The 23,628-nt window shown below is 65.4% G+C and carries 14 protein-coding genes; 7 read left to right on the top strand and 7 right to left on the bottom strand.

What is annotated here, in order from left to right; genetic code table 11:
- Nucleotides 1-68: 68 nt before the first annotated feature.
- The 5 genes from DFR34_RS02510 to DFR34_RS02530 all read right to left on the bottom strand — a co-directional run bounded on the left by DFR34_RS02510 (nucleotide 69) and on the right by DFR34_RS02530 (nucleotide 5,296).
- Nucleotides 69-1,253, bottom strand: coding sequence for an NnrS family protein (locus tag DFR34_RS02510; RefSeq protein WP_110389588.1), 1,185 nt, complete (start codon nucleotides 1,251-1,253; stop codon nucleotides 69-71).
- Between the two features lie 146 nt (nucleotides 1,254-1,399).
- Nucleotides 1,400-2,488, bottom strand: coding sequence for a type 2 periplasmic-binding domain-containing protein (locus DFR34_RS02515; protein WP_110389589.1), 1,089 nt, complete (start codon nucleotides 2,486-2,488; stop codon nucleotides 1,400-1,402).
- On the bottom strand, nucleotides 2,478-3,362 hold the full coding sequence (locus DFR34_RS02520; protein ID WP_110389590.1) for a substrate-binding domain-containing protein: 885 nt from the start codon (nucleotides 3,360-3,362) through the stop codon (nucleotides 2,478-2,480). Before DFR34_RS02520 ends, DFR34_RS02515 begins: the two co-directional genes overlap by 11 nt.
- On the bottom strand, nucleotides 3,359-4,129 hold the full coding sequence (locus DFR34_RS02525) for a substrate-binding domain-containing protein (protein ID WP_158281717.1): 771 nt from the start codon (nucleotides 4,127-4,129) through the stop codon (nucleotides 3,359-3,361). Before DFR34_RS02525 ends, DFR34_RS02520 begins: the two co-directional genes overlap by 4 nt.
- A gap of 135 nt (nucleotides 4,130-4,264) precedes the next feature.
- Complete coding sequence (locus DFR34_RS02530) at nucleotides 4,265-5,296, bottom strand: CDP-6-deoxy-delta-3,4-glucoseen reductase (protein ID WP_110389592.1); 1,032 nt, start codon at nucleotides 5,294-5,296, stop codon at nucleotides 4,265-4,267.
- A 41-nt stretch (nucleotides 5,297-5,337) separates the two neighbouring features.
- Between DFR34_RS02530 and DFR34_RS02535 the strand changes: the two genes are divergently transcribed.
- The 3 genes from DFR34_RS02535 (at nucleotide 5,338) to DFR34_RS02545 (ending at nucleotide 7,477) form a co-directional block, all read left to right on the top strand.
- Nucleotides 5,338-6,216, top strand: coding sequence for an SDR family oxidoreductase (locus tag DFR34_RS02535; protein WP_110389593.1), 879 nt, complete (start codon nucleotides 5,338-5,340; stop codon nucleotides 6,214-6,216).
- 65 nt (nucleotides 6,217-6,281) lie between these two features.
- Complete coding sequence (gene trmB / locus DFR34_RS02540) at nucleotides 6,282-6,965, top strand: tRNA (guanosine(46)-N7)-methyltransferase TrmB (RefSeq protein ID WP_110389594.1); 684 nt, start codon at nucleotides 6,282-6,284, stop codon at nucleotides 6,963-6,965.
- A 14-nt stretch (nucleotides 6,966-6,979) separates the two neighbouring features.
- Nucleotides 6,980-7,477: a DUF1841 family protein gene (locus DFR34_RS02545; RefSeq protein WP_110389595.1), complete on the top strand. Its 498-nt coding sequence runs from the start codon at nucleotides 6,980-6,982 to the stop codon at nucleotides 7,475-7,477.
- 72 nt (nucleotides 7,478-7,549) lie between these two features.
- On the opposite strand, the gene DFR34_RS02550 is transcribed toward DFR34_RS02545, so the two are convergent.
- Nucleotides 7,550-8,119, bottom strand: a complete 570-nt coding sequence (locus tag DFR34_RS02550) for a YceI family protein (protein ID WP_110389703.1) — start codon at nucleotides 8,117-8,119, stop codon at nucleotides 7,550-7,552.
- A 199-nt stretch (nucleotides 8,120-8,318) separates the two neighbouring features.
- On the opposite strand from DFR34_RS02550, the gene DFR34_RS02555 reads away from it, so the two are divergent.
- Both DFR34_RS02555 and DFR34_RS02560 read left to right on the top strand, forming a co-directional pair.
- Nucleotides 8,319-9,065 carry a peptidylprolyl isomerase gene (locus DFR34_RS02555; RefSeq protein WP_110389596.1) on the top strand — a complete coding sequence of 249 codons (747 nt, stop codon included), beginning with the start codon at nucleotides 8,319-8,321 and terminating at the stop codon, nucleotides 9,063-9,065.
- A gap of 289 nt (nucleotides 9,066-9,354) precedes the next feature.
- Entirely contained in the window at nucleotides 9,355-9,909 is a 555-nt protein-coding gene (locus tag DFR34_RS02560) for a gamma-glutamylcyclotransferase family protein (RefSeq protein WP_110389597.1), read from the top strand.
- 25 nt (nucleotides 9,910-9,934) lie between these two features.
- Here DFR34_RS02560 and DFR34_RS02565 read toward each other — a convergent pair whose 3' ends face one another.
- Nucleotides 9,935-11,134, bottom strand: a complete 1,200-nt coding sequence (locus DFR34_RS02565; RefSeq protein ID WP_110389598.1) for an MFS transporter — start codon at nucleotides 11,132-11,134, stop codon at nucleotides 9,935-9,937.
- A gap of 672 nt (nucleotides 11,135-11,806) precedes the next feature.
- On the opposite strand from DFR34_RS02565, the gene DFR34_RS02570 reads away from it, so the two are divergent.
- A complete protein-coding gene (locus tag DFR34_RS02570; protein WP_211309267.1) occupies nucleotides 11,807-19,480 on the top strand; it encodes a DUF7933 domain-containing protein in 7,674 nt (2,557 codons plus the stop codon).
- Nucleotides 19,477-23,595 carry an OmpA family protein gene (locus DFR34_RS02575; RefSeq protein WP_211309268.1) on the top strand — a complete coding sequence of 1,373 codons (4,119 nt, stop codon included), beginning with the start codon at nucleotides 19,477-19,479 and terminating at the stop codon, nucleotides 23,593-23,595. The genes DFR34_RS02570 and DFR34_RS02575 overlap by 4 nt, the downstream gene beginning before the upstream one ends.
- Nucleotides 23,596-23,628: the final 33 nt, after the last annotated feature.

Below are 23,628 nucleotides of genomic sequence, written 5' to 3' on the forward strand. Positions count from 1 at the left end.
ACCGCAGACAGTACAAGGAAGTACGGCAAGGTCGGGTAACAACGCCAGGAGGGTTTTGTGAGCGGCGCTTAGCCCGGCTGCCCATCCGCGCGCGGCTGGCAGTACAGCGGCACAAAGCGCGCGCACCAGATGCCCCACAGCAGCAGCCAGCCGGCGGCGGTGAGCAGGTGGCCGATGGCGGCGAACGGCGGCAGCCAGTCGCTGGCCAGCCGCAGCAGGGCCAGGCCGTGCAAGGCCAGATAGAGCCGCCACAGCCAGGGCGCGGCGCGCAGCGGCTGGCCGGAGTGGCCCAGCGACACACGGCTGACAAAGCCCATCATCAGGCTGGCGAACAGGCCGATGCCCAGCGCGTGGGTGGCGGCGGCGCCCAGCGCCAGCCAGGGGGTGAGCGCCGACAGCGCCAGCGCCAGCGCCGCCCAGGCAAACGACAGATGCAGCATGGCCAGCAGCGGGTTGATCAGGCTGCGGCGCACGCCCCAGCACCAGCTGGTGTAGCCCAGCAGCGCGGCAAAGCCGGCGTCCCACAGCGACAGCGGCCAGGCCCACGGCAGCAGGCTCAGCAGCAGATGGCCCAGGCTGCCGGCCCAGAACGCCGACAACAGTCCATCCGGCCGCCAGGGTTGATAGGGTTGCAGCACATTGGCGCTGAAAAACGGCAGCATGCGGTGCGCCACGGTGAGAAACACCGGCAATAAAAACCCCCACAGCGCCAGCCCGCGCATGGCGCTCCACAGCTCGGCGCGGCCAGTCAGCGCCCAGCCCAGGCCGGCCAGCGCGCCCGCTGCGCCCAAGGCAAAGCCGGCGGCCACCAGCCAGGCGTGGCGGCGGTCTGGCTGGCGGCTTTGCTGGATCACCCCCAGCCATACCCCGCACAATCCCAGCATGCCGACGGCAAACAAACCTTGACCGCTTTGGTAAAGCCACTGCCAGTTGTGCACCAGCCCGGCCAGGGTGACCAGATGGCCGAGCAGCCAGGCGGCGGCCAAGGGGGCAAAGGCGCGTGCGCCAGGGCCATTCACGCCCAGCCAGCGCGGGCCAGCAGTAAAAATAAAGCCGGCCATGAACGGCGGAAAAACCCCGTACAGCATCCATTGGCCGTGCGCCAGCATCGCCGGCACGGGATGATCCAGCAGGGGCATGCCGCTGGCGCGGCCTAGCAGTTCCAGCAACCACCAGAGCATGGGCAAGAGCGTGGCCAGCGCGCCAGTGGTGAACAGCGCCCGGTGCGGGGCAAGGGTGAGGGCGGGGGGCATGATGGGTCGGATTCACAAAATCGGGGGAGTCTGCATTGTCGGCGGCCGGCAGCCCAGGCGCCCATGATTTGCATCAAGCGATCCGGCCGGCGCCGCGCACAAGCCGGATTGGTCTTGTGCCATGCACGAACTGGTGTTTGCCGCGCTTATTCTTCTTCAATCACCGGCTCGCCCCGAAACCATTTCAGCGCCACCAGCAGCGCGGAGGCCAGCGAAAACAACATGCCGCCCAGAGATTTGAATTTGTCGTAGTTTTCTTTGGAAATCAGCGGGTGGTTGCGCTTGATAAAATCCTCCACCCCGGCCGCCAGCGGGTAACCGGCCGAGTCGGTGAGGCGTTTTTCTTCAAACGGCAGGTGCAAGCGGGCGGTCAGCGCCGGGCCGTACAGGGTGTGCAGCAAAATGCGGGTGGCGCGGGCGTCGATGTGGTCGTGGCCAACCAGGTGCAGCGACGAGCCCACGGTCAGCAGATTGCGTGGCGGCGTGGCGGGCTCGGCGCCGTAGGCAAAGGCGGGAATCTGGCTGGCCTGCCCCCAGTCTAGATGATGCGGGGCGCTGGCCGGAAACGGCAATTCCAGCAGGGTGTAACCGTGCTCGCGGATCAAAAATTCCACCAAGGCCGACGGAATGAACGATGCAATCACCACCGCATCCGGCAGCACATTGCCGGGCAGCACCATCAAGGCTTCTTCGTCCAGATTGGCTTCCAGATAGTCGCGCCCGCTGTGCAGGCCGGCAAATTCCAGCGCCTGCACCGCGTGTTCGCGCCATTCGCTGCCGCGCGGCTCCAGGTTGATCTGTCGGTTGCGCAGCTCGGACAATTGTTTGATCGGTGGGCGCGCCAGCACATGCAGCACTTCCGTGGGCAGGGTGGCGATATGGCGGATATTGGGATAGCGCTCAGCGTCGGCGTCCTGCATCAGCGCCAGATCCAGCTCGCCCCGGCTGAGACGGGCCATGGTGTCGTTGGTGTCGCTGGCGCTGGCGATGTGCAGGCGCACGCCGGCCGGCAGCACTTCTTCTTGCAGGATGTGCATCAGATAATGGCGGTTGCTGACCACCTCGCTGCCGGCAATGCGCAAGGTATATTGGCGTGGCAAGGACTGATATAAAAAATAACCGCCCAGAATCAGCAGCCCGGCCAGGCAGAGCATGGCCAGCAACTGGCGGGTGGGGGTATGGCGTTGCAGGCGCACCAGGTGGCGGCGCGCCAGGGCTTCCAGTTCATTGGCCATGGTGGGGCTCGCTTTCTGTGGCGTGGGGGTAGACTGGCGCCAGATTGTGTCGGGCGATGATGGCTTGCGCCTCGGGCGTGCGAATAAAGCGCATGAAGGCGGTTTCTTGCGGTTTACAGGCGCCGTAGCCCACCAGATACATGTCCTGGATATATGGATAGTGGCCAGACAAAATCGTGGCGCGCGAGAACGGCGCGCCGTCGACCGACAATGGCCTGACTGCGGCCCGCGACGGCAAATCCTGCAAAGACACATGCCCCAGCGCCAGCGGATTGCCGGCCACACTGGCCAGCATGTCGCTGGCGTCGTCCACCTGCCTGGCCTGATGGGTGACGTTTTGCCCGCCCAGCACCATCCACTCGACAAATAAGGCTATCAGCGCCGGTTTGCGCCAGGTCAGCACCTCAATCGGCGCATCTGGGCCGCCCAGGGTTTTCCAGTTGCGCACCTGCCCGGTCAGCGCCTGGCGAATCTGCGCCTGGCTGAGGTTGCGCACGGGCGACTGGTGGTGAACGATAAATGCCAGGCTATTGCGCGCCAGCAGGTGCTGGCGGGTTTGCGGGTCAGAAAACAGCCCTGGCACCGGCTGGCCGACCATGGCGATGTCGATGGCGCCGCGCTTGACCGCCGCCATGCCCGCCATCGAACCGCCGGCCTCCACCTGCACTTCTTCGCCGGTTTGCTGGCTGAAGCGTTGCGCCAACTCGGCCACCAAGGGCTGGATCAAGCGCCCGCCGGCAATCAGCAGGGGCGGCGGCGGCGGGGGCGGCGTGTATAGCCGCCAGGCGACGCCAAGCATGCCCAGCAGCGTCGCCAGGGTGAGCAGGGTAAGTAATCCGCTGCGCGAAGCAAGCCAGTGTCGCGCCGTGTTCATGATTCACCTCGCCCGGCGCGCAGTGCGGCTACAAAGGCGTGCACGGCGGGCGGGCTGTCGCGCCGCGTCCAGGCGCTGAGCGCCGCCGAGGGCAGGCGCGCCTGCTCGGCGGCGTCGGCGACAATCCGCAAGGGCTTCAGCCCCGGGCCCAGCTGCCAGGGGGCGGCAAAGCTGATGGCGCCAGGCATGCGGGCCATGTCTGCGGCTTTGTCTTCCGCCGTGGTCAGCTGCGCACTGCGCGCCAGCCGGCCGCGTTCGCCCACCATCGCTTCTTTCCAGGCCAGCCCCACGCCATAGGTGGGCGTCTCCACCAAGGGCGTCATTGGCCCAGCCGGGCCGCCCAGCACGCGCCAGTCCTGAATGTCGCCCGCAAAAATGGCGCGCAGATGGTCCAGCCGGATCTCGCGCAGCGGATTGCCCGGATGCACCACCGGGGTGAGCGGCAGCTGTTCGAGCAATACGCTGTTCAGGCTGTTGCGCCGCTCGCGCAGGGCCTCGCGCATCACCAGCGGCGGCGGGCCATACACCATGGCCACATCGGCCGAGCCATGCAGCAGGGATTTCAGGGCAAACACGCTGCCGCCGCGCACAATCACCACGCTGGCGCGCCGGTGAAGGGTCATATAGCGTTCAGCGGCAGCCTGCAGGCGCGGCGCCAGCTCGGCGGCGCCGCGCACATGCAGGGTGATGGCGTCGGGTTCAGCTGCGCACGTCTTGCCCAGGGCCAGGCAGAGGGCCGCAGGCAGGCAAAAGCGAAAAATGGACATAAGCGTTCTGGCGTAGAGATCAGCAACATCGCCGGGAACGCGCTGGCGTGGCGCTGGTGAACGCGCCAGGGCCAAAACACACGGCCGCACGCCGTGGGGCGTGCGGCCGTCATGGGCCATCAGACTGCAGCAGGCTTATTTGCCGGCCGGCTTCATGTCCTTGGACAAGAAAAACGCATCAGAATAAAACGCATCGGCCGGCAGCTGGCGCTCGCCGATAAAGCTGCTGTGCGCGGCCTCCACCATCACCGGCGCGCCGCAGGCGTAGACTTCCCAGCCGGACAAATCGGCAAAGTCGTCCAGCACCGCCTGGTGCACCAGGCCGGTGCGGCCCTGCCAGTGGTCTTCTGCCGCCGGCTCGGACAGCACCGGCACATAGCTGAAATGCTCGTGCGCCGCCTGCCAGGCCTGCGGCAGCTCGTTCATATACAAATCCGCCGCCTGGCGCGCGCCCCAGTACAGCACCATCTTGCGGGTGACACCAGCGTGCAGCGCCTGCTCGACAATGGCTTTTACCGGGGCAAAGCCGGTGCCGCTGGCCAGCAGCAGGATGGGTTTGTCCGAGTCTTCATTGAGAAAGAACGAGCCCAGCGGGCCCTGGAAGCGCATGATTTCCTTTTCTTTCATCTGGTGAAACACATACTCGGAAAAACTGCCGCCCGGCATATGGCGGATATGCAGCTCCAGCGCGCTGTCGTCGTGCGGGGCGTTGGCCAGCGAGAAGCTGCGGCGCTTGCCGTCCTTCATCAGGATGTCGATATATTGGCCAGCCATGAATTGCAGGCGCTCGGACACCGGCAGCTTGAGCTTGAGCACCGCCACATCGTGCACGCGCTGGATGCTTTCCACTCGGCACGGCAGGGTTTTCACCTGGATGTCGCCGCTGGTTTTCACCTCGCGCACTTCCACGGCGAGGTCGCCCTGGGTTTCGGCGCAGCACAGCAAGGCCATGCCCTGGGCGCGCTCGGCTTCGCTCAGCGCGTGCGGCTGGTAATCACGGTGGCTGACCTCGCCGGCGGTGACTTTGCCCTTGCAGGCGCCACAGGCGCCGTTGCGGCAGCTGTACGGCAGCGCCACGCCCTGACGGGTGGCCGCTTCCAGCACGGTTTCGCCGGTTTCAACAGAAAAAGTATGCCCGCTGGGCTGAAGGGTGACTTGCGCTGTCATTCGGTTTTGCTTCCTGCTGGGGCCCGGCTACAATCTGGCGGATGAAGCCAAGCTTATTGATCGTGGGATGCGGCGATGTCGCCCGTCGCGCCATGCCGGCGCTTTCCCGGCATTACCGGGTGCTGGCCGTGTGCCGGCGCGCCGAACAGGCGGCGCAGTGGCGCGCGCTGGGCGCGCGCGTGGTGTGGGCCGACCTGGACCAAACCGACAGCCTGCGCCGGCTGGCCGGGCTGGCGCAGGCGCTGCTGTACACCGCGCCGCCGCCTGCTGAAGGCCAGCGCGACGCGCGCGCGCGTCGGCTGATTGCCGCATTGCAATATCACGCGATGGTACCACAGCAGGTGGTGTACATCAGCACCACGGGCGTGTACGGCGACTGCGCCGGCGCCTGGGTGGACGAAACCCGGCCGCTCAACCCCGAATCGGCCCGCGCCTGGCGCCGGGTGGACGCCGAGCGCGCCTGGCGCGACTACGCCCGCCGCCACGGCGCCAGCCTGAGCATCCTGCGCGCGCCCGGCATCTACGCCGCCGAACGCCTGCCGCTGGAGCGTCTGCGCGCCGGCACGCCGCTGGCGCTGGCCAGCGAAGACGGCTACAGCAACCATATCCACGCCGACGATCTGGCCGGCCTGGCGTGCGCCGCCTTGCGCCGACGCGGCGGCATCCGCGTGTATCACGCCGGCGACGATGAAGCGCTGGCCACCGGCGCCTGGTTTGACGCCCTGGCCGAGCACTTTGCCCTGCCGCGCGCGCCGCGCCTGCCGCGTGCACAACTGCGTCAGCAAGTGTCGCCCGCGCTGTGGTCGTTTTTGCGCGAATCGCGCCGCATCGACAGCCAACGCGCCCGCCGCGAACTGGCCTGGCCGCTGCGCTACCCGACCGTGGGTGATTTTTTGGCCAGCCTGCCGGCGGCCGGCTGACGCGCACTGGCGCGCACGCCAGCCATTCGGTAACATCGCGCCCTTTGAAATCAGCTGGATAATCAATGGACACCCCGCAAACCCATCGCCCGATCCGCAGCTTTGTGCTGCGCCAGGGTTATATGTCCAAGGGTCAACAACGCGCTTACGACACCTTGATGCCGGTGTTGGGCGTGGGCTATCAGCCGCAGGTGGCGGATCTGGACGCCGTGTTTGGCCGCGCCGCCCCCAAGGTGGTGGAAATCGGCTTTGGCATGGGCGGCGCCACCGCCGACATCGCCCAGGCCCGCCCGGACACCGATTACCTGGGCGTGGAAGTGCACGGCCCCGGCGTGGGCAGCCTGCTCAAGCTGGTGGAAGAGCGCCAGCTGGGCAATGTGCGGGTGATTCAGCACGACGCCGTGGAAGTGTTCACCCATATGCTGGCCCCGGCCAGCCTGGACGGCGTGCATGTGTTTTTTCCCGACCCCTGGCACAAAAAGCGCCACAACAAGCGCCGGCTGATCCAGCCGCCCTTTGTTGCCCTGCTGGCCTCGCGCATCAAGCCCGGCGGCTATCTGCACCTGGCCACTGACTGGGAAGACTACGCCATCCAGATGCTGGAAGTGCTCAGCCAGGAAGCCACCCTGGAAAACACCGCCGACGGCTACGCGCCGCGCCCGGACTACCGCCCGCTGACCAAGTTCGAGCAGCGCGGCCTGCGCCTGGGCCATGGCGTGTGGGACCTGGTGTTTCGCAAACGCGGCTGACCTGGAGAACGGCGATGTTCAACCCCTCGCGCGACGAAGCGCGCCGCTTTTTCTTCGACACCTGGCGCAAGCACCAGGCCAACGACACGCTGACTGATCTGGAGCGCATGACGCTGGCCATCATCCTGCTGCACCCGGAATATCACCCGGTGCTGGATGCGCCAGCGCGTTATCTGGAGCGCGAATGGCTGCCGGAAGACGGCCAGACCAATCCTTTTTTGCACCTGGCCATGCACCTGTCGATTGAAGAGCAATTGTCCATCGACCAACCGCCCGGCATCCGCGCCCGCATCGACGCGCTCAGCCTCCAGCATCAAGACCGCCACCCGGCCTTGCACGACGCCATGGACGGCCTGGCGGAAATGATCTGGCACGCCCAGCGCTACCAAACCCCGCCCGACCCGCAGCTGTATTTGCACTGCCTGGACCGCAAACTGGGCCGCGACCCGGACCCCGAGGTGAAGCCGCTGCCGGACGACGACGGCCCAGGGCTGATCCTGCCGCCGCGCTAAGAGCGGCGCTTAATCATGCAAAAGCCCACCGATTTGACGGTGGGCTTTTGCATGGCCGGCTGACGCCTGGCGTCAATCGCGGAAGGCTTCGATCTGCACCGCGAGCTTGACTTCGTCGCCAATGCCCGGCAGGTAGCGGTTCATGCCGTATTCGCTGCGTTTGATGCTGACATTGGCCTCAGCGCCGCACATTTCTTTTTTGCTCATCGGGTGCGGGGCGCAGTAAAACTGGCTGATTTTCAGCTCGACCGGCTTGCTCACCCCCAGCAGTGTCAGCACGCCCTTGGCTGAAATCGGCCGTTCGCCAACAAATTTCATTTCGGTGGAGCGAAACGTCACTGTCGGAAAGCGGGCGACGTTAAAAAACTCCACGCCGCGCAATTGCTCGTCGCGCTGGGCAAAGCCGGTGGTCACCGAGGCCGCGCTGACCACGATGTCCAGCGTGCCTTGCTGGGCGGCGCCGTCCAGCCGGATTTTGCCGGCCACCTGCTCAAAGCGGCCGCGCTGGATGGAATAACCCAGATGCCCTACTTCAAAATACACATAGGTGTGGGTGGGATCGGGGGTGTAGCTGGCGGGCAGGGCCAGCGCCGGGGCGATGGCGGCGGCCAGCAGCAGGCTGGTCAGGCGGGACGAGCGCATCGGGTCTCCTTGTTGATTCGGGGCGGTGGGGCGGCCGCTGGCCGCGCGCGATGCCGTAAGGGTAGCAAAAGCCAGGCGCGGGGGCGACAGCCAGACGCGCAATTTGCGCGCGCCACAGTGGCCGCCCTCCGGGCAAGCGCGCATAATCGCCCGGTCGCGCCGGCGGGTCGGCGCGACCGACCTTCATGAAAGCGCGCTTATGGCCATTACTGTGAACGGCGTGGAAATTTCCGACGCCATGATTGAATACGAACTGCCGCGCCATGTCGAGGCAGCCAATCCGCTGCAACACGCCACCCACGAGCTGGTGCTGCGTCAGTTGTTGTTGCAAGAGGCCGCGCGGCTGGGGCTGGAGGGTCAGGATGATGACGAGCGCATCAATCAGGCCATTCAGGTGTCCATTCCGGCCCCGCTAGTCAGCGAAGCCGATTGCCAGGCCTGGTACGACTCTCATCCCGAGGCCTTTGCGACCGGTGAATCGGTGGCGGCCCGGCATATTTTGTTCCAGCCGCTGGATAACACTCCGCTGTCGCTGCTGCGCGCCAAGGCCGAGGGCGTTCTGGCAGAAATTCAGGCCAACCCGGCGCGCTTTGCCGAGCTGGCGCAAGAGCACTCTACCTGCCCGTCGCGCATGGAAGGCGGCGAGCTGGGCATGCTGGCGCGCGGCCAGACCGTGCCGGAATTTGACGCCATGATCTTTACCCTGGCGCCGGGCCAGATTGCTCCCGAGCTGGTGGAAACCCAGTTTGGCCTGCACATTATTCAGGTGACCGAGCGCAGCGACGGCCAGACGCTGCCGTTTGAAGAAGTGCGCGACATGCTGGGCCAGCACCTGATGGCGCAAGCCCATGGCCAGGCGCTGCATCAGTTTCTGCATGTGCTGGTCGAACAGGCCGACATCCAGGGTGTGGACATGACCGGCGCGCTGGAGCCGCTGCGCGCCTGAGGTCAAGAGCCGCTCACAAAACCCTCCTGGCGTTGTTGCACGACCTTGCTGTACTACCCGTACTGTCTGCGGTCGCGCGCCTAGCCAGGAGCGCTGCGCTGGGTTTTGTGAGCCGCTCTAAGCCGCCCGCCTGGCCAATCATGGCCGTGCGGGCGGCTTTTTTGCGCGCCGGGCTTGGCCTGAGTGAATGTCTATGCCATATTGACGATGGTTAGCGTTCTACGCTGTGGTTCTAGAATAGGCCCGCCCGGTTGCCGGGCGGGCATGACGTTTTTGCCCTTGCCCGCCCATGAAACTTCATCCCGTCACCCTGCCTGTGTTTGTGTATGGCACCTTGAAAGCCGGCGGCCTGTATCACCATCTGATTGCGCATCAGATTGAAGGCTCCGATGAGGCCACCACCCGGGGTTCGTTGTACTACAAAATATTCAACTGCAATCAGACCGGCCGACGTGAGGTGACGGCGGCGTATTCGCCCGATGGCCCGTTTCCTATCGCGGGCACCTTGCTCTTTCCGCGCGCCAGCGAATATTACAGCCTGCTGTCGCGGCTGGACGAGCTGGAGTTCAACTTTGACGCCAGTAACGCCGCGCGCATGCGCGACCCCAGCCTGAGCACCCGGCAATATCCGCTGCGCGTGTATCTGCGCGACGTGGTCAACTGCACCACCGCCCATGGCGTGTCGTATCTGGCCTGGTGTTATGTCTATCACCCGATTATCTCGATTCCGCACGCCAATCTGATTCCCGCCGATGAAAGCGGCGCCACCTGTTTTGACCCAGAGGTTGGCAGCGCCATGCTGCGCAATGGCTTGATTTTTGAGGATGGTCTGGCGCGCTTGTAACCCGCGATCACCAAAGCGCGCTGAGTCAGGCGCGCTCGTGGCGCACATCCGGCAGCCACATTGCGCACACCCCCAGCAGCGGCAGCCAGGCACACCACTGGTATACCGCTTCCACGCCGTAATGGTCGGCCAGCTGGCCCAGCGCGCCTGCGCCGATCCCTCCCACGCCAAAGGCAAAGCCAAACATCAGCCCGGACACCATCCCCACCCGACCGGGCAGCAGCTCTTGCGCATACACCACAATCGAAGAAAACGCCGAGGCCAGAATCATCCCTGCGCCAAAGCTCAGCGCCACCGTGCCAGCCAGATTGGCGTGCGGCAACAGCAAGGTGAACGGCGCTGCGCCGAGGATGGAAAACCAGATCACCCGCCGTCGGCCGATGCGGTCACCCAGCGGCCCGCCCAGCAAGGCGCCCAGCGCCACGGCAAACATGAACACAAACAACAGCATCTGGGCGGTTTGCACATCCAGGGCAAAGCGCGACATCAGGTAAAACGTGTAATAGCTGGTCATGCTGGCCATGTAGAAATACTTGGAAAACACCAGCAACAGCAAAATGCCCAGGATCAACGCCACCTTTGCCCGGCTATAGCCATGCTCGACCGGTGGGCGCTGGCCGTGGCGGCGCGGATGACTGGCGTACCAGTGGCTGACCTGGTTCAACAGCACCATGGCCACCAGCGCCACCGCAGAAAACGCCGCCAGGCTGGTCTGGCCGTGTGGATAGACCACGGTGGCCGCTAGCAGTGGCCCCAGTGCCGAGCCGGCATTGCCACCTACCTGAAACAGTGACTGGGCAAAGCCGGCCTTGCCGCCCGCGGCGGCCATGCGCGCCACCCGCGAGGCTTCCGGATGAAAGATGGATGAGCCCATGCCCACCAGCGCGGCGGCACACAGCAGAGCAGGAAAGTGGCTGGCCTGCGAGAGCAGCAAGAGTCCCATCAGGGTAAAGGCCATCGCCGCCATCAGCGAGCGCGGCTGTGGCTTGCGGTCGGTATACAAGCCCACCAGCGGTTGCAACAGTGATGAGGTGCACTGGTAAGTGAGTGTCAACAGGCCAATCTGGGTAAAACTCAGGCCATGATTCTGTTTCAGCAGCGGGTAGCTGGCCAGGATCAGCGATTGCATCATGTCGTTCAGGCAGTGACACAGGCTGATCAAGCCCAGAATGCGCGAGCGGCTATCGTGCGCGGGGGCCGCGCCAAGCGCGGTGGTGGTGGACATGCAGGTTCTCCGGCAAAGCGGGGGGGGGGTGAGGCAAGCTCTCCCCTGGGGTGAAGGCGATGGGGGGGGGCGTGGTGGCTGTTCAGACGCCGATTTGGCCCGCTGTCCTGTGGGTTCTGCGCAAAAAAATGCGCGCTGACATAGGTTTTTTACCTGTCAGCACAAGTTCACACTAGGTTTTGCACGAGAATTACGTAAAAATACCAAGATCGTTCGCGTCGGCTCAACCAAAGCTGTCCCTGTCTGTGCCATGACCTTTCCTGACGTCATCCTGCCTGCTGAAACAGGCTGTTCAGGGTGAAAACTGTCGGGATGTAGATCGTGGCCGCAATAAAGTGACGCAAAAACTACCGCCATATCATAAAATAGCGCGGTAGTGCATGACTATTAGTATGTATACCTAGTTTCTGTGCTGAAAGTGCTGTGGGCGTGTCTGGCTGGCATATTATGTCTGCCATCGCATGCCAAAAGCGTTTTGTCGCCAAAAAATCGTGCATACGTATGCTGGATTGTGCACTGTCCTGCGCATTTCCCACTTTTGCCTCATGGGCTGGGCCATGGCCTGCCGTCGCGACATTTTCCTGACATGTTTTGCGTGTCTTTGCCGTTGAGGTGAAGGCCGGGGATGGTTGCCAAATGATGCAAGTGGTGGGATGGATATGTCGGCTGCGCATGCTGCTGGTGGGAATGCTCTGGCTGGCGGCCATGCCGGCCTGGGCGGGCCTGGGGGCCTCGGTGACGCTGGTGGGGGCCACCGACATCTATCCGGGTGAAACCACCCAGCTGCAAATCACCCTGTCCAACAATAACACCACGGCAGCCATCACCAATGTGGCGTTTGCCAATACCCTGCCTGGTGTCTGGCCCAATGCCCTGCGGATTGCCGGTGCGGCCACTTATACCTGCACCGACCCGGCCGGCCCCACCACCTCGGCCGGCGTGGGCGTGCTCACTGCCACCCCTGGCACGCAGAACATCTCGCTGACCGGCGGGGTGATTCCCATGCGTGCGGCAGGCACTGACGGCACGTGTGTGATCCGTATCCCGGTGACGGCCGGCTCCTCGTCAGGCAGCAGTGTCACCTACACCTATACCGTGGCCAGCAATGCCGTGACCGGGACTGATCCGGGCGCGCAGACCAACGTCGGCAATGTCAGCCAGACCGTCAACGTCAAGCCGGTGGCCTTGCCCACGCTGAACAAAAACTTCAGCAACAGCACCGCCGTGCTGGGTGGCGCACCCGTGACGCTGACCATTACGCTGAACAACCCCACCAACCCGATTGCCATCCCCAATTTCAGCATCACTGATGTTTTCCCCACCCTGGGCGGTGGCGGCGCAGTGATTCAGGTGGCCAATCCGCCGGCGGCCACCACCACCTGCACTGGGGCGGGCACCGCGCCCACATTTGCCCCCGCGGCCGGTGATACCACGCTGACCGCCACGGGCGGCACGGTGGCGGCCAATGGCAGCTGCACGCTGACGGTCAAGGTGGAGGCACGCCAATCCAATGGCTTGTACAGCACCGGCGCACAAACCAATGTGATTCAGGGCAGCGCCAACTTCACCAGCGATCTGGGCCTGGTGCCGGCCAATGCCACGGCGTCGATCACGGTGAATTCACCCTTGCGGGTCAGCAAAGCCTTTGCCCATGCCGCATTGGCCAGTGGTCAGAGCGACAACATGACCATCACCCTGTACAACGATGGCGCCAGCGCATTGACCCTGACCTCATTGACCGACAGCCCGATTGATGGCGTGGGCAATGCCGGCTATGGCCTGAAAGTGGCCGCCGGGGCCAGCACCACCTGTGCCGGCGGCGTGGTAGCCGCCACGGCGGGCAATCTGGGGGTGACGCTGACGGGCGGCAGCATTCCGGCCAATGGCAGCTGCACCGTCACCGTGCCCTTTGTCGGCACGTCACAAGCTTCCGGGGTGCCGATCACCTTTACCAATACCCTGGCCGAAGGTGCAGTGGGCACCACCGCGCCTGGCATTGTCAGCAAGTCCGCTTCGGCCTCGGTCCTGGTGGCTGATGACCTGGAAGTGCTGAAAAGCGCCACGCCGTCCGGCAGCGGCAACGTCGCGCCAGGCAACCCGATCCGCTTTACCCTGACGGTGAATAATTATTCTGGCTCGGATCGCGCCAATGTCACCGTCAGCGATACCCTGGTGAACACCCGCTTTCTGACCGGCACCATCAACGGCAACAACTACACGCCGACGCTGAGTGCCGGCTGCGGCACGCTGGGGGTGGCTGGTGCGGTCGGCGCCACCACGCCGGTGTTCACCATCGGCAACCTGCCGCAACGCAGCAGCGCCAGCACGCCCGGCAGTTGCAGCATCACCTTCTGGGCCATGGTCAATACCGGCGTGGCCAATGGCGCCACCATCCAGAACAATATCGCCGCCAACGGCGTGTGCCACAGTGGCGGCGCCTTGTGCAATGGCGCGCCGTCTGGCACCACCAGCACTTCGGTCAATAGCGCCGTGCTCAGCCTGAACAAGGCGTTCAGCCCGGCTGGCCCGGTGTCGGAAGGCACCATCAGCCGCATGACCCTGACCCTGAGCAACCGCTCGGCCAATCCGATTACCGGCCTGGCGGTGGCGGATACCTTGCCGCTGGCGGTATCTGGCGGCGGGCAATTGCGCATTGCCACCCCGGCCAATGCCGCCACCACCTGCGGCGCAGGCGTGATCACCGCCGCCTCTGGCTCGACTTCGCTGGCGCTGAATGGCGGCACCGTGCCGGCACGCGCCAGCAATGGCACCGGTGCCGATGGCACGTGTGTGGTGCAGGTGGATGTAGTCGGCCCGGCCGGGGTGTTCAATAACACGGCGACCGCCTCGGGCACCGAAACCTACGCCGACGGCACCACCCATTTGCTGGCGGCGGTGAACAGCAATACCGCCACGCTGACCTACACCGGCTCGCTGGGCGCCAGCAAGACGTTTTCGCCCACCTCGGTGTCGTCCGGCGGGCGCGCCACCGTGCTGATTCGCATCAATAATGGCGGCGCCACCCTGTTGAATAATGTTTCGGTCACCGACCCGCTGCCGGCCGGCATGGTGGTGGCCAGCCCGACCAATGCGTATTCCACCTGCTCGGGCAGCCCGACGGTCAGCGCTACCGCTGGCGGGAATTCGGTGAGCATGAGCGGCGCCACGCTGGCGGCCGGCGGCAATTGCGATGTGCTGTTCGACGTGGTGGCCACGGGCGCGGCCAACTGGGTGAATACCATTCCGGCCGGCAATCTGACTGCCAGCGGCGGGGTGATGAACGCCACCGCCGTGGTGGGCACGCTGAACTGGAGTCCGCCTACCAATATCACCCTGGCCAAGGCCACCAACCCCAGCACGCTGACTTTTCCGGGCCAGGTCAGCGAGCTGACCATCACAGTCACCGCCGGCACCCAGGCGGTGACTGGCTTGTCGCTGAGCGATTATTTCACTACCGATGGGGTTTCTTCGTCGCCGCTGAATGGCTGGGCGATTGCCCCCAATCCGGCCGCGCAAACCTCCTGCCCGGGCGGTCTGGTGACTGCCACCGCCGGCAGCAATCAGCTGTCCTTGTCTGGCGCCACGCTGGCTGCCAACAGCAGTTGCACGATCAAGGTAAACGTCACCTCGTCCAAAGTGGGCGGCATCACCAATTTTATTCCGGTGGGGGCGGTCAGCACGGATCAGGGCCTGAGCAATGTCGGCCCGGCCAACACCAGCCTGACCATCAACAGCAATCTGGGCCTGGTCAAGCAGTTCACCCCCAACCCGGTCAAGCCGGGCGAGCGCGCTCGCCTGCGCATCACTTTTTACAACCCCACCGCCCAGGCGGTGAACAATGTCTCGGTCACCGACAATCTGCCGGCAGCGATGAGCGTGCCGGCTGGCGCCAACCCCACCATCACCTGCGCGGGCGGCAGCCTGACGGCGCCGACGGCCAATCAGGTACAGATTACTGGCGCCACCGTGGCCGCTGCGGTGGGCGTGGTGTCTGGCACCTGCTATGCCGAGCTGGATGTGCTGGTGGCTGCCCAGGGCGATTACACCAACACCATCCCGGCCAATGCGGTGACTGCCACCACCGGCGGTGTGCCCACCACCAATTCGCAGCCGGCCAGCGACACGCTGAAAGTCAAATCGCCGCTGGTGATTCACAAAGCCTTTGCCAACAAAACCCTGGACAGCGGCAACCCGGTGGGCTTTACCACGGGCACTGCCACTGCCCTGGCCGGGGCAGCTGTTACCTTGACGGTAAACATTGCCAACCCCAATGCCGCTGCCGTTACCCAGGCGCTGTTTACCGACAGCCTGCCGGCCGGTGTGGTGGTGGCTGCCACGCCCAGCGCCAGCACCACCTGTGCCGGCGGCACGGTGACGGCCACGCCATCGGCCACCAGCTTCCGGCTGACTGGCGCCACTATCCCGGCCAGCGGCAGCTGCACGGTACAGGTGAATGTGTTGAGCAACACCCCTGGCACGTATACCAACACGCTGGCCACGCAAGTGGTGAGCACGCTGGAAGGGGTGAAAAACGAAGAACCCACCAGCGCGCAGCTGATCGTGTCGCAGCCGGTGGGGGTGAGCAAGCAGTTCAGCCCGGCGGTGATTCCACCGTCTGGCGTGTCGCGGCTGACGATTGTATTCAGCAACAGCAACGCCAGCGCCATCACCCTGACCAGCGATTTTGACGACGTACTGCCCAGCGCACCGGGGCAGATTCAAGTGGCCACCACGCCGAATGTCAGCACCACCTGCGTGGGCGGCACCAGCGCTGCCGCTGGCGCCACCACGGTGCGTCTGAACAATGGCGCCACCATTCCGGCTGGCGGTTGCACGCTGAGCGTGGATGTCACCGGCGCCACGGCCGGCGTGCACACCAACAATATCCCGGCTGGCGCGCTGAAAACCAGCCTGGGCAATAACCCCACCCCGGCCAATGCCACGCTGACCATCAGCGACAAGGGCTATATCTCTGGGCGGGTGTTCAAGGACAATAACGTCACCCCGAATGGCGTGTACGACAGCGGGGTGGATACCCCGCTGGAAGGCGTGTCGATCGAGCTGCGTGCGGGCGCCAGCTGCGCAGGTGCGCTGCTGAGCAGCGCCAGCACCGATGCGCTGGGCAATTATCTGTTTGCCGAACTGGCTGCCGGCGCCTATTCGGTGTGCCAGCCCGCACAACCGACCGGCACCAGCAACGGCATCACCAGCGCTGGCAGCATTGTCAGCAACAGTGGCAGCACCGGCACGACCGGCATCGCCAGCAACCCGTCGGCCAGCAGCAGTCAGATCGTCAACATCATGCTGAACGCAGCCGGCGGCGGCCAGGTGGGCGGCTCGGTGCAGAACAACTTTGCCGAAGTGGTGGCGGGTGAAATCTCCGGCACGGTGTTCCTCGACCAGAACAACAACGGCGTGCAAAACGGCGCCGACAATGGCCTGGGTTCGGTCACCATCCAGCTGTTCAACGCCAGCAATGCCCTGGTGGCCACCACCACCACCAATGCCAGCGGCCAGTACAGTTTTACCGGGCTGTCACCCGGCACCTACACCGTGGTGGAACCCACCCAACCCACCGGTTCCAGCAATGGCATCACCACGGTTGGCGCGGTGGGCAATGGTGGCACGGCGGGGACTGCCACGGCGGTGGGGGTGCTGCCCAGCCAGATCAACAGCATCATTCTGCCGCCGGGCACGGTGTCCACCGGCAACAACTTTGCCGAAATCCCCAATGGCCGCACCCTGTCCGGCAAGGTGTTCTACGACAGCAACGACAATGGCGTACAAAATGCCGGCGACCTGGGCATTGCCAATGTCACGCTCAACCTCACCGGCAATGACATCAACGGCAACGCCGTCACCCGCACGGTCAACACCTCGGCAGATGGCTCGTATATGTTCAGCGGGGTGCCGGAAGGCAGCAGCTATACCGTCACCGAGCCAGTGCAACCGCCATCCAGCAAAAACGGCAAAACCATCGCAGGTTCTACCGGCGGGGTGGCCAGTGTGCCGGCCGTGGTGCCCAGCACGATTACCGGCATCAACCTGGCTGGCAGCAACACCGTGTCGGCAGATAACAACTTTGCCGAAATCCCCGTGGCAACCTCTGCGGGCGGCGCCCAGCCTGATCTGATCCTGAGCAAGAGCCACGCCCCGGCGGTGTTCACTGCGGGCGGAGTGGGCAGCTATATGCTGACCGTCAGCAACCAGGGCGGCAGCGCCAGCACTGGCAATGTGTTTGTGGATGACACCCTGCCAGAGGGCCTAAGCGTGCAGGGCGCTGTCACTGGCGACGGCTGGACCTGCACGGTCAGCGGCCGCACGGTGCATTGCGCCAGCAGCATGAGCTTGGCCGCTGGCGGCAGCGCCGCGCCAATTGTGATCAAGGTCAAGGTGGATGCCAGCCTGGGCGGCAAGCAGGTCAGCAACAGCGCCAGGGTCAGCGGCGTCAGCGAGCCGCTGGATAAAACCGGCAACAACACCGCCACCGACGTGGCCGAAGTGGCGCTGCTGGCCAGCGTGCGCGGCCATGTCTGGCTGGATCAATCGCACACCCGCCGCTTTGCCGACCCGGCCTCGCAGCCGCAAGCTGGCTGGACGGTAGAGCTGCTGCGTGATGGCGCCGTGCTGGCCAGCACGCAAACCGACGCCCAGGGCGGCTATGCCTTTGTCGAGCTGTCGCCGGGCAGCGGCTATCAAATTCGCTTCCGCCACCCGCAAACCGGCCTGGTGTATGGCCTGGCCCGCCCCAACGAGCAAGGCGTGAGCTTTGCCAATGGCGTGGTCAGCAGCGCCAACCCGGCCGGCGCCAGCCAGAGCGGCGGCACGCTCAGCGGCCTGACCCTGGAGCCAGGCGCCAATGTGCTGGAACAAAGCCTGCCGCTGGACCCGGCCGGGATTGTTTACGACGCCGTCACCCGCCAGCCCGTGGCTGGCGCCGTCGTCACCATTCGCGGCCCGGCCGGCTTTGACGCCAGCAGCCATGTGGTGGGCGGCGTCGGCGCGGTGACCACCGGCAGCGATGGCATGTATCAATTTTTGCTCAACCCCACCGCGCCATCTGGCCGCTACAGCCTGGTGATCACCACCTACCCGGCCGGCTATGTCAATGCGCCATCCAGCCTGATTCCGGTATGTGCGGGCGGTTTGCGGGTGGCCAACCTGCCCGAACCGTCACTGGTGCAGGCCAGCAACCGCCAGCCGGCGGCCAGCGTGCCGCTGCATCAGCCAGCCGCCTGCCAGGGCATCGTGACGGGCGGCGCCAACAGCACGCAGTATTACTTTGACTTTGATCTGGTGATTGGCGGCGTGGCCTCATCGGCCAATGTGGTCAACAACCATCTCCCACTGGACCCGTTCACCAGCGGACGGCTGCGGGTGAGCAAAACCTCGCCGCTGGTCAATGTCAGCCGTGGTGGTCTGGTGCCTTATACCGTCACCGTCAGCAATGCCGCCGACAGTGCGCCAGCGGCTGGTGTGAGTCTGGTGGATCGCGTGCCGCCGGGCTTTCGCTACCGGCAAGGTTCGGCGCGCCTGGATGGCGTGGCCATCGAACCGCGCGTCAACGGTCGCCAGCTCAGCTGGCCGGGGCTGAGCGTGGGCAGCGGGCAAAACCGCCAGCTCAAGCTGATCCTGCTGGTGGGCAGCGGCGTGGGTGAGGGCGAATACAGCAACGAAGCCTGGGCGGCCGACGCCGCTGGCAGCGTGCTGTCCAATATCGCCAGCGCCACCGTGCGCATCGTGCCCGACCCCACCTTTGATTGCAGCGACATCATCGGCAAGGTGTTTGACGACCAGAACGCCAACGGCTATCAGGACGACGGCGAGCCGGGCATTGCCAATGTGCGCGTGGTCACTGCCCGTGGCCTGCTGGTGACCAGCGACGCTGACGGGCGCTTTCACGTGCCGTGCGCCGCCGTGCCGCAGGCGGACCGTGGCAGCAACTTTGTCATGAAGCTGGACGAGCGCACCCTGCCATCTGGCTACCGTCTCACCACGGAAAACCCGCGCGATGTGCGGGTGACGCGCGGCAAGCTGGTCAAGCTGAACTTTGGCGCCACCATTCACAAGGTATTCCGTCTGGAGTTTGACGACCGCGCCTTTGTGCCTGGCGAAGATCGCCTGCAGTCTGGCTGGGCGGCGCAGTTGCCGGCGCTGGCCGAGGCCTTGCGCGCCCGCCCGTCGGTGCTGCGCCTGGCCCATCCGCCGCTGAGCCGTGAGGCCAGCCGGCTGGACGCCCTGCGCGGCGAGCTGTACCGGCTGTATCGCCAGGATGGCGCGCCGCCGCTGCTGATCGAGCAAGAAACCCTGCCCGCCCACCCGTCATTGCAAGGAGGCGCGCAATGATGGCGGCCACATGCACCCCATCGCGCCTGCTGGGCGCCATCCTGCTGGCCTGGTCCACGCTGAACGCCCCGCTGGCGCACGCCGATGATGGCAAGCGCCGCGACAACGCCCGCCTTGACGAACAGGCCCTGCCCGCGCCGGGAGAGCGCCAGCCGCTCGCCCCCTATCCGCTGCCTTCCGGCGTCAGCCGCGCCGACTGGGCCGCCTGGCGCGCCGCCAGCCCACCGGCCGCCGCGCCGCTGCGCGAACTGGCATTGGACGACGCCAGCGGCGCCTTGTTTGTGTCTGGCCGCGCCGAGCTGACCCCGGCCGCCCGCCAGGCGCTGGATGCGCTGCTGGCGCGCCATGCCGGTCAGCCTGGCCTGCGCCTGGCGGTGGTGGGCCACACCGACAATCAACGCTTGTCGGCGCGCGCCCGTCAGCAATTTGCCGACAACCAGGCGCTGTCTGAAGCCCGCGCGCTGAGCGTGGCGCAGTATCTGCGCCAGGGCTGGCAACTGGCGGCAGAACAGGTGTCGATTGCCGGCCAGGGCGCGCGCGCGCCGCGCGCCAGCAATGCCAGTGCCGCCGGCATGGCGCGCAACCGCCGGGTGGATATCCGCCTGTGGGCCGCCACCGATGCCCCGCTTGCCGCCGTGACGCCGCCACGCCCGGCCTGCGCCGCCCAGGCCGAACAGCCGGATCTGCCGTTTCGGGTAACCGTGGACGGTGAGCCGCTGGTGCTGGGCCAGCCGGTGAACGAGGCCGACCGCCAGCGCTGCACCGATGTGGCGCTGGAACAAGCTGACATCCAGATCAAGTACGACGACCTCGCGGCCACCCCCAGCCTGAATGTGTGGACGCTGCGTGACCTGGCCTTGCGTGGCCAGCCGGTGGCGTTTGCCGCCTATAGCAACTATGTGCGCTGGATTCAGCGCGCCGAACTGCGGGTGTTCAAGCGCGGCCAGCGCCCGGACGAACGGCCGCTGGCGGTGGCGCCGCTGGATTGGGCCAAAGGGGGCGAATGGACGCCGCCGGCTGAAGGCCAGGATGAATACGCCTATCTGCTGCGCGTGTACGACCGCGATGGCCGCTTTGACGAAACCGCGCTGAAAGCCTTGAACCTTGCCAGCCGCGCCCGGCCGCTGGCCGACTTGCAGGCGCCCGCGCGCGAAGCCTTGACCGGCTGGGGCGAAAACGTCCGCGCGCTGGGGCATATTCCGGTCACCGGCGGCACGGTCAGCGTCAGCGGCCAGTTGCGTCCCGGCCAGCGCGTGACGGCGCTGGGCCTGTCCGCCCCGGTGGATGGACAAGGCCGCTTTGTGCTGCGCCAGATTCTGCCCGCCGGCCCGCATCAGCTGGACGTGATCGTCAGCGAGCCGGATGGCCGCGAGGCGATGTTCCGCCGCAATGTGTCCATTCCCGATCAGGACTGGTTTTATATCGCCGTGGGGGATTTGACCCTCAGCCAAAGCCAGGTGAGCGGCCCGGCGCAACTGGTGAGCGGCGACAACGAGGCCACCTCTGGCGGCCATCTGGACGGCCGCGCGGCGTTTTACCTCAAGGGCAAGATCAAGGGCGACTGGCTGCTCACCGCCGCCGCAGACACCCGCGAACAGCCGGTAAAAAATCTGTTTTCCAACTTTACCGCCAAAGACCCGCGCTATCTGCTGCGCAATATCGACCCCAACCAGTATTACCCGGTATACGGCGACGACAGCAGCACGGTGGACGACGCCCCCACCCAGGGCAAATTCTTTGTGCGTCTGGCGCGTGGCGACTCACAGGTGATGTGGGGGAACTTCCAGACGCAATGGGCAGGCAGCGAGCTGATTCAATACTCGCGCGGCCTGTACGGCGCGCTGGCGCGCTGGCGCTCGGAAGACGCCACCCCGTTTGGCGAGCGACGCAGCCAGCTGGAAGCCTTTGCCGCCGACCCTGGCACACTGGGCGCGCGCGAAGAATTTCGCGGAACCGGCGGCTCGCTGTATTACCTGCGCCACCAGGACATCACCCAGGGTTCCGAGCGCGTGTGGGTGGAAGTACGCGACCCGGATTCTGGCCTGGTGCTGGAGCGCCGCCAACTGACCGCCGGCGCGGATTACGAAGTGAACTATCTGCAAGGCCGCATCCTGCTGCGCGAACCTTTGCCGTCCACCGCCAGCGGCGGCGGGCTGGTGTATACCAGCAGCCTGAGCGGGCGGCCGCTGTATCTGGTCAGCAGCTATGAATATGTGCCGGGCCTGAGCGAAATCGGCAATCAGACCGTCGGCCTGCGCGCCACCCACTGGCTGAATGATCTGCTGCTACTGGGCATTACCCAGTATCGTCAGGGCGAAAATGCCAGCCAGCAAACCTTGCGCGGGCTGGACGCCACCTTGCGCCTGTCTGCCGGCAGCCAGCTGCGCGCCGAATTTGCCCGCGCCAGCGGGCCGGGCACCACCAGTTTTTATTCGCAGGACGGCGGCTTTGGTTTTAATGCCCAGGCCAGCAGCGTGATCCGCGATGCCAGTGCCCGCCGGCTGGAAGCCCGGCTGGACCTGGCCGACTGGATCGACGGCGGCCAGGGCCAGTTCACCGGCTACTGGCAGCAGCGCGAGCGCGGCTTTGCCGCACCGGGCCAGGTGTTTGGCAATGGCGAAGCGGTGCGTCAGTTTGGCGTGCAGGGCAGCATGGCGCTGAGCGAGGCCAGCGAACTGCGGGTCAAGGCCGACAGCCGCGTGGCCGACACGCAAACCCAGCGCAATGTCGAAGTGGGTGTGGTCACCCAGTTGGACGCCCAGTGGAAGCTTTCTGGCGCGCTGCGCCACGACCGCCGCGACAACGCCGTGGCCAACGCCAGCCCCACGCTATCGCAAAACGGCGCGCGCACCGATGCCATTGTCCGCGCTGATTACACCCCGCCCAAGGAAGATGGCACGCCCGGACAGACCGAAGATTGGTCGGCCTATGGCTTTGTGCAGGCCACGCTGGCGCGCAGTGGCGAGCGCGAGGCCAACCACCGCGCTGGCCTGGGTGGCCGCCTGCGCCTGAACGACCGCGCCGGCCTGAACGCCGAAGCCTCGGACGGCAGCCTGGGCGTGGGTGGCAAGCTGGGGGTGGATTACCGGATTTCCGACCGTAGCACCGCCTATCTGGACTACCGGCTGGAAAGCGACAACCCCGAGCACAGCTATCGCGGCCGCAGCGGCGCCTGGGTGAGCGGGGCGGATTATCGGGTGAGCGAGCAGATGCGCCTGTTTGGCGAAACCCGCGCCGTGCACGGCGCCGGCCCGCAAAGCCTGACCCAGGCCTTTGGCGTGGACCTGGCCCCCAACGACCGCTGGACGCTGGGGGTGAAAACCGAAGCCGGCACGCTCAGCGATATGCAAGGCGGCGACCTCAAGCGCCTGGCGCTGGGCTTTTCGGCGGCGTATAAATTCGAGCAACTCAGCTATGCCGGCGCGCTGGAGCTGCGCAACGAACACGGCAACAGCGCTGGCACCCGCACCCAGCGGCAAGTCTGGCTGCTGCGCAACAGCCTGGGCTATCAGCTGGACCCGGCCTGGCGCCTGCTGGGTAAGCTGAATCTCTCCCGCAGCAGCAATAGCCAGGGCGCGTTCTACGACGGCAATTTTCATGAAGTGGTGCTCGGCGCTGCCTATCGTCCGGTGGATAACGACCGCTGGAACACGCTGTTCAAATACACCAATCTGTACAACGCCCCCACCGCCGGCCAGTTGGCGCCCTCGGGCGTGGGCAGCGCTGATTATGCCCAGCGCAGCCAGGTGTTCAGCGTGGACACCGTCTGGGACGTCTGGCCCAGGCTGTCGCTAGGGGCCAAATATGGTTTGCGCATTGGCGAGCTGCGCGCCAACAAAACCAGTGGTGAGTGGTTTTCCAGCCGCGCCGACCTGCTGGTGCTGCGCGCCGACTGGCACGTGGTAAAAGAATGGGACGCGCTGGCCGAATGGCGCACCCTGCGTGCCAAAGAAGCCCAGGATGCCCGTGCCGGCCTGCTGCTGGGCGTGTATCGCCATATCGACAAGCACGTCAAGATTGGCGTGGGCTACAACTTCACCCGCTATTCCGACGACTTGACGGATCTGTCCTACCGTAGCCGGGGCTGGTTTCTTAACGTACTGGGCACGCTGTAAGCGCAGCGCAGGTGTGTCACATGACGGCGCGCA

Origin of the sequence: Rivihabitans pingtungensis (genome assembly GCF_003201855.1) — a bacterium.
GTDB lineage: Bacteria > Pseudomonadota > Gammaproteobacteria > Burkholderiales > Aquaspirillaceae > Rivihabitans > Rivihabitans pingtungensis.

Coding starts and splice junctions, on each gene's coding strand:
- DFR34_RS02550 (WP_110389703.1), bottom strand. CDS start 8,119: ATGCGCTCGTCCCGCCTGACCAGCCTGCTGCTGGCCGCCGCCATCGCC.
- DFR34_RS02560 (WP_110389597.1), top strand. CDS start 9,355: ATGAAACTTCATCCCGTCACCCTGCCTGTGTTTGTGTATGGCACCTTG.
- trmB (WP_110389594.1), top strand. CDS start 6,282: ATGGACACCCCGCAAACCCATCGCCCGATCCGCAGCTTTGTGCTGCGC.
- DFR34_RS02520 (WP_110389590.1), bottom strand. CDS start 3,362: ATGAACACGGCGCGACACTGGCTTGCTTCGCGCAGCGGATTACTTACC.
- DFR34_RS02525 (WP_158281717.1), bottom strand. CDS start 4,129: ATGTCCATTTTTCGCTTTTGCCTGCCTGCGGCCCTCTGCCTGGCCCTG.
- DFR34_RS02565 (WP_110389598.1), bottom strand. CDS start 11,134: ATGTCCACCACCACCGCGCTTGGCGCGGCCCCCGCGCACGATAGCCGC.
- DFR34_RS02515 (WP_110389589.1), bottom strand. CDS start 2,488: ATGGCCAATGAACTGGAAGCCCTGGCGCGCCGCCACCTGGTGCGCCTG.
- DFR34_RS02545 (WP_110389595.1), top strand. CDS start 6,980: ATGTTCAACCCCTCGCGCGACGAAGCGCGCCGCTTTTTCTTCGACACC.
- DFR34_RS02530 (WP_110389592.1), bottom strand. CDS start 5,296: ATGACAGCGCAAGTCACCCTTCAGCCCAGCGGGCATACTTTTTCTGTT.
- DFR34_RS02555 (WP_110389596.1), top strand. CDS start 8,319: ATGGCCATTACTGTGAACGGCGTGGAAATTTCCGACGCCATGATTGAA.
- DFR34_RS02575 (WP_211309268.1), top strand. CDS start 19,477: ATGATGGCGGCCACATGCACCCCATCGCGCCTGCTGGGCGCCATCCTG.
- DFR34_RS02570 (WP_211309267.1), top strand. CDS start 11,807: ATGCTGCTGGTGGGAATGCTCTGGCTGGCGGCCATGCCGGCCTGGGCG.
- DFR34_RS02510 (WP_110389588.1), bottom strand. CDS start 1,253: ATGCCCCCCGCCCTCACCCTTGCCCCGCACCGGGCGCTGTTCACCACT.
- DFR34_RS02535 (WP_110389593.1), top strand. CDS start 5,338: ATGAAGCCAAGCTTATTGATCGTGGGATGCGGCGATGTCGCCCGTCGC.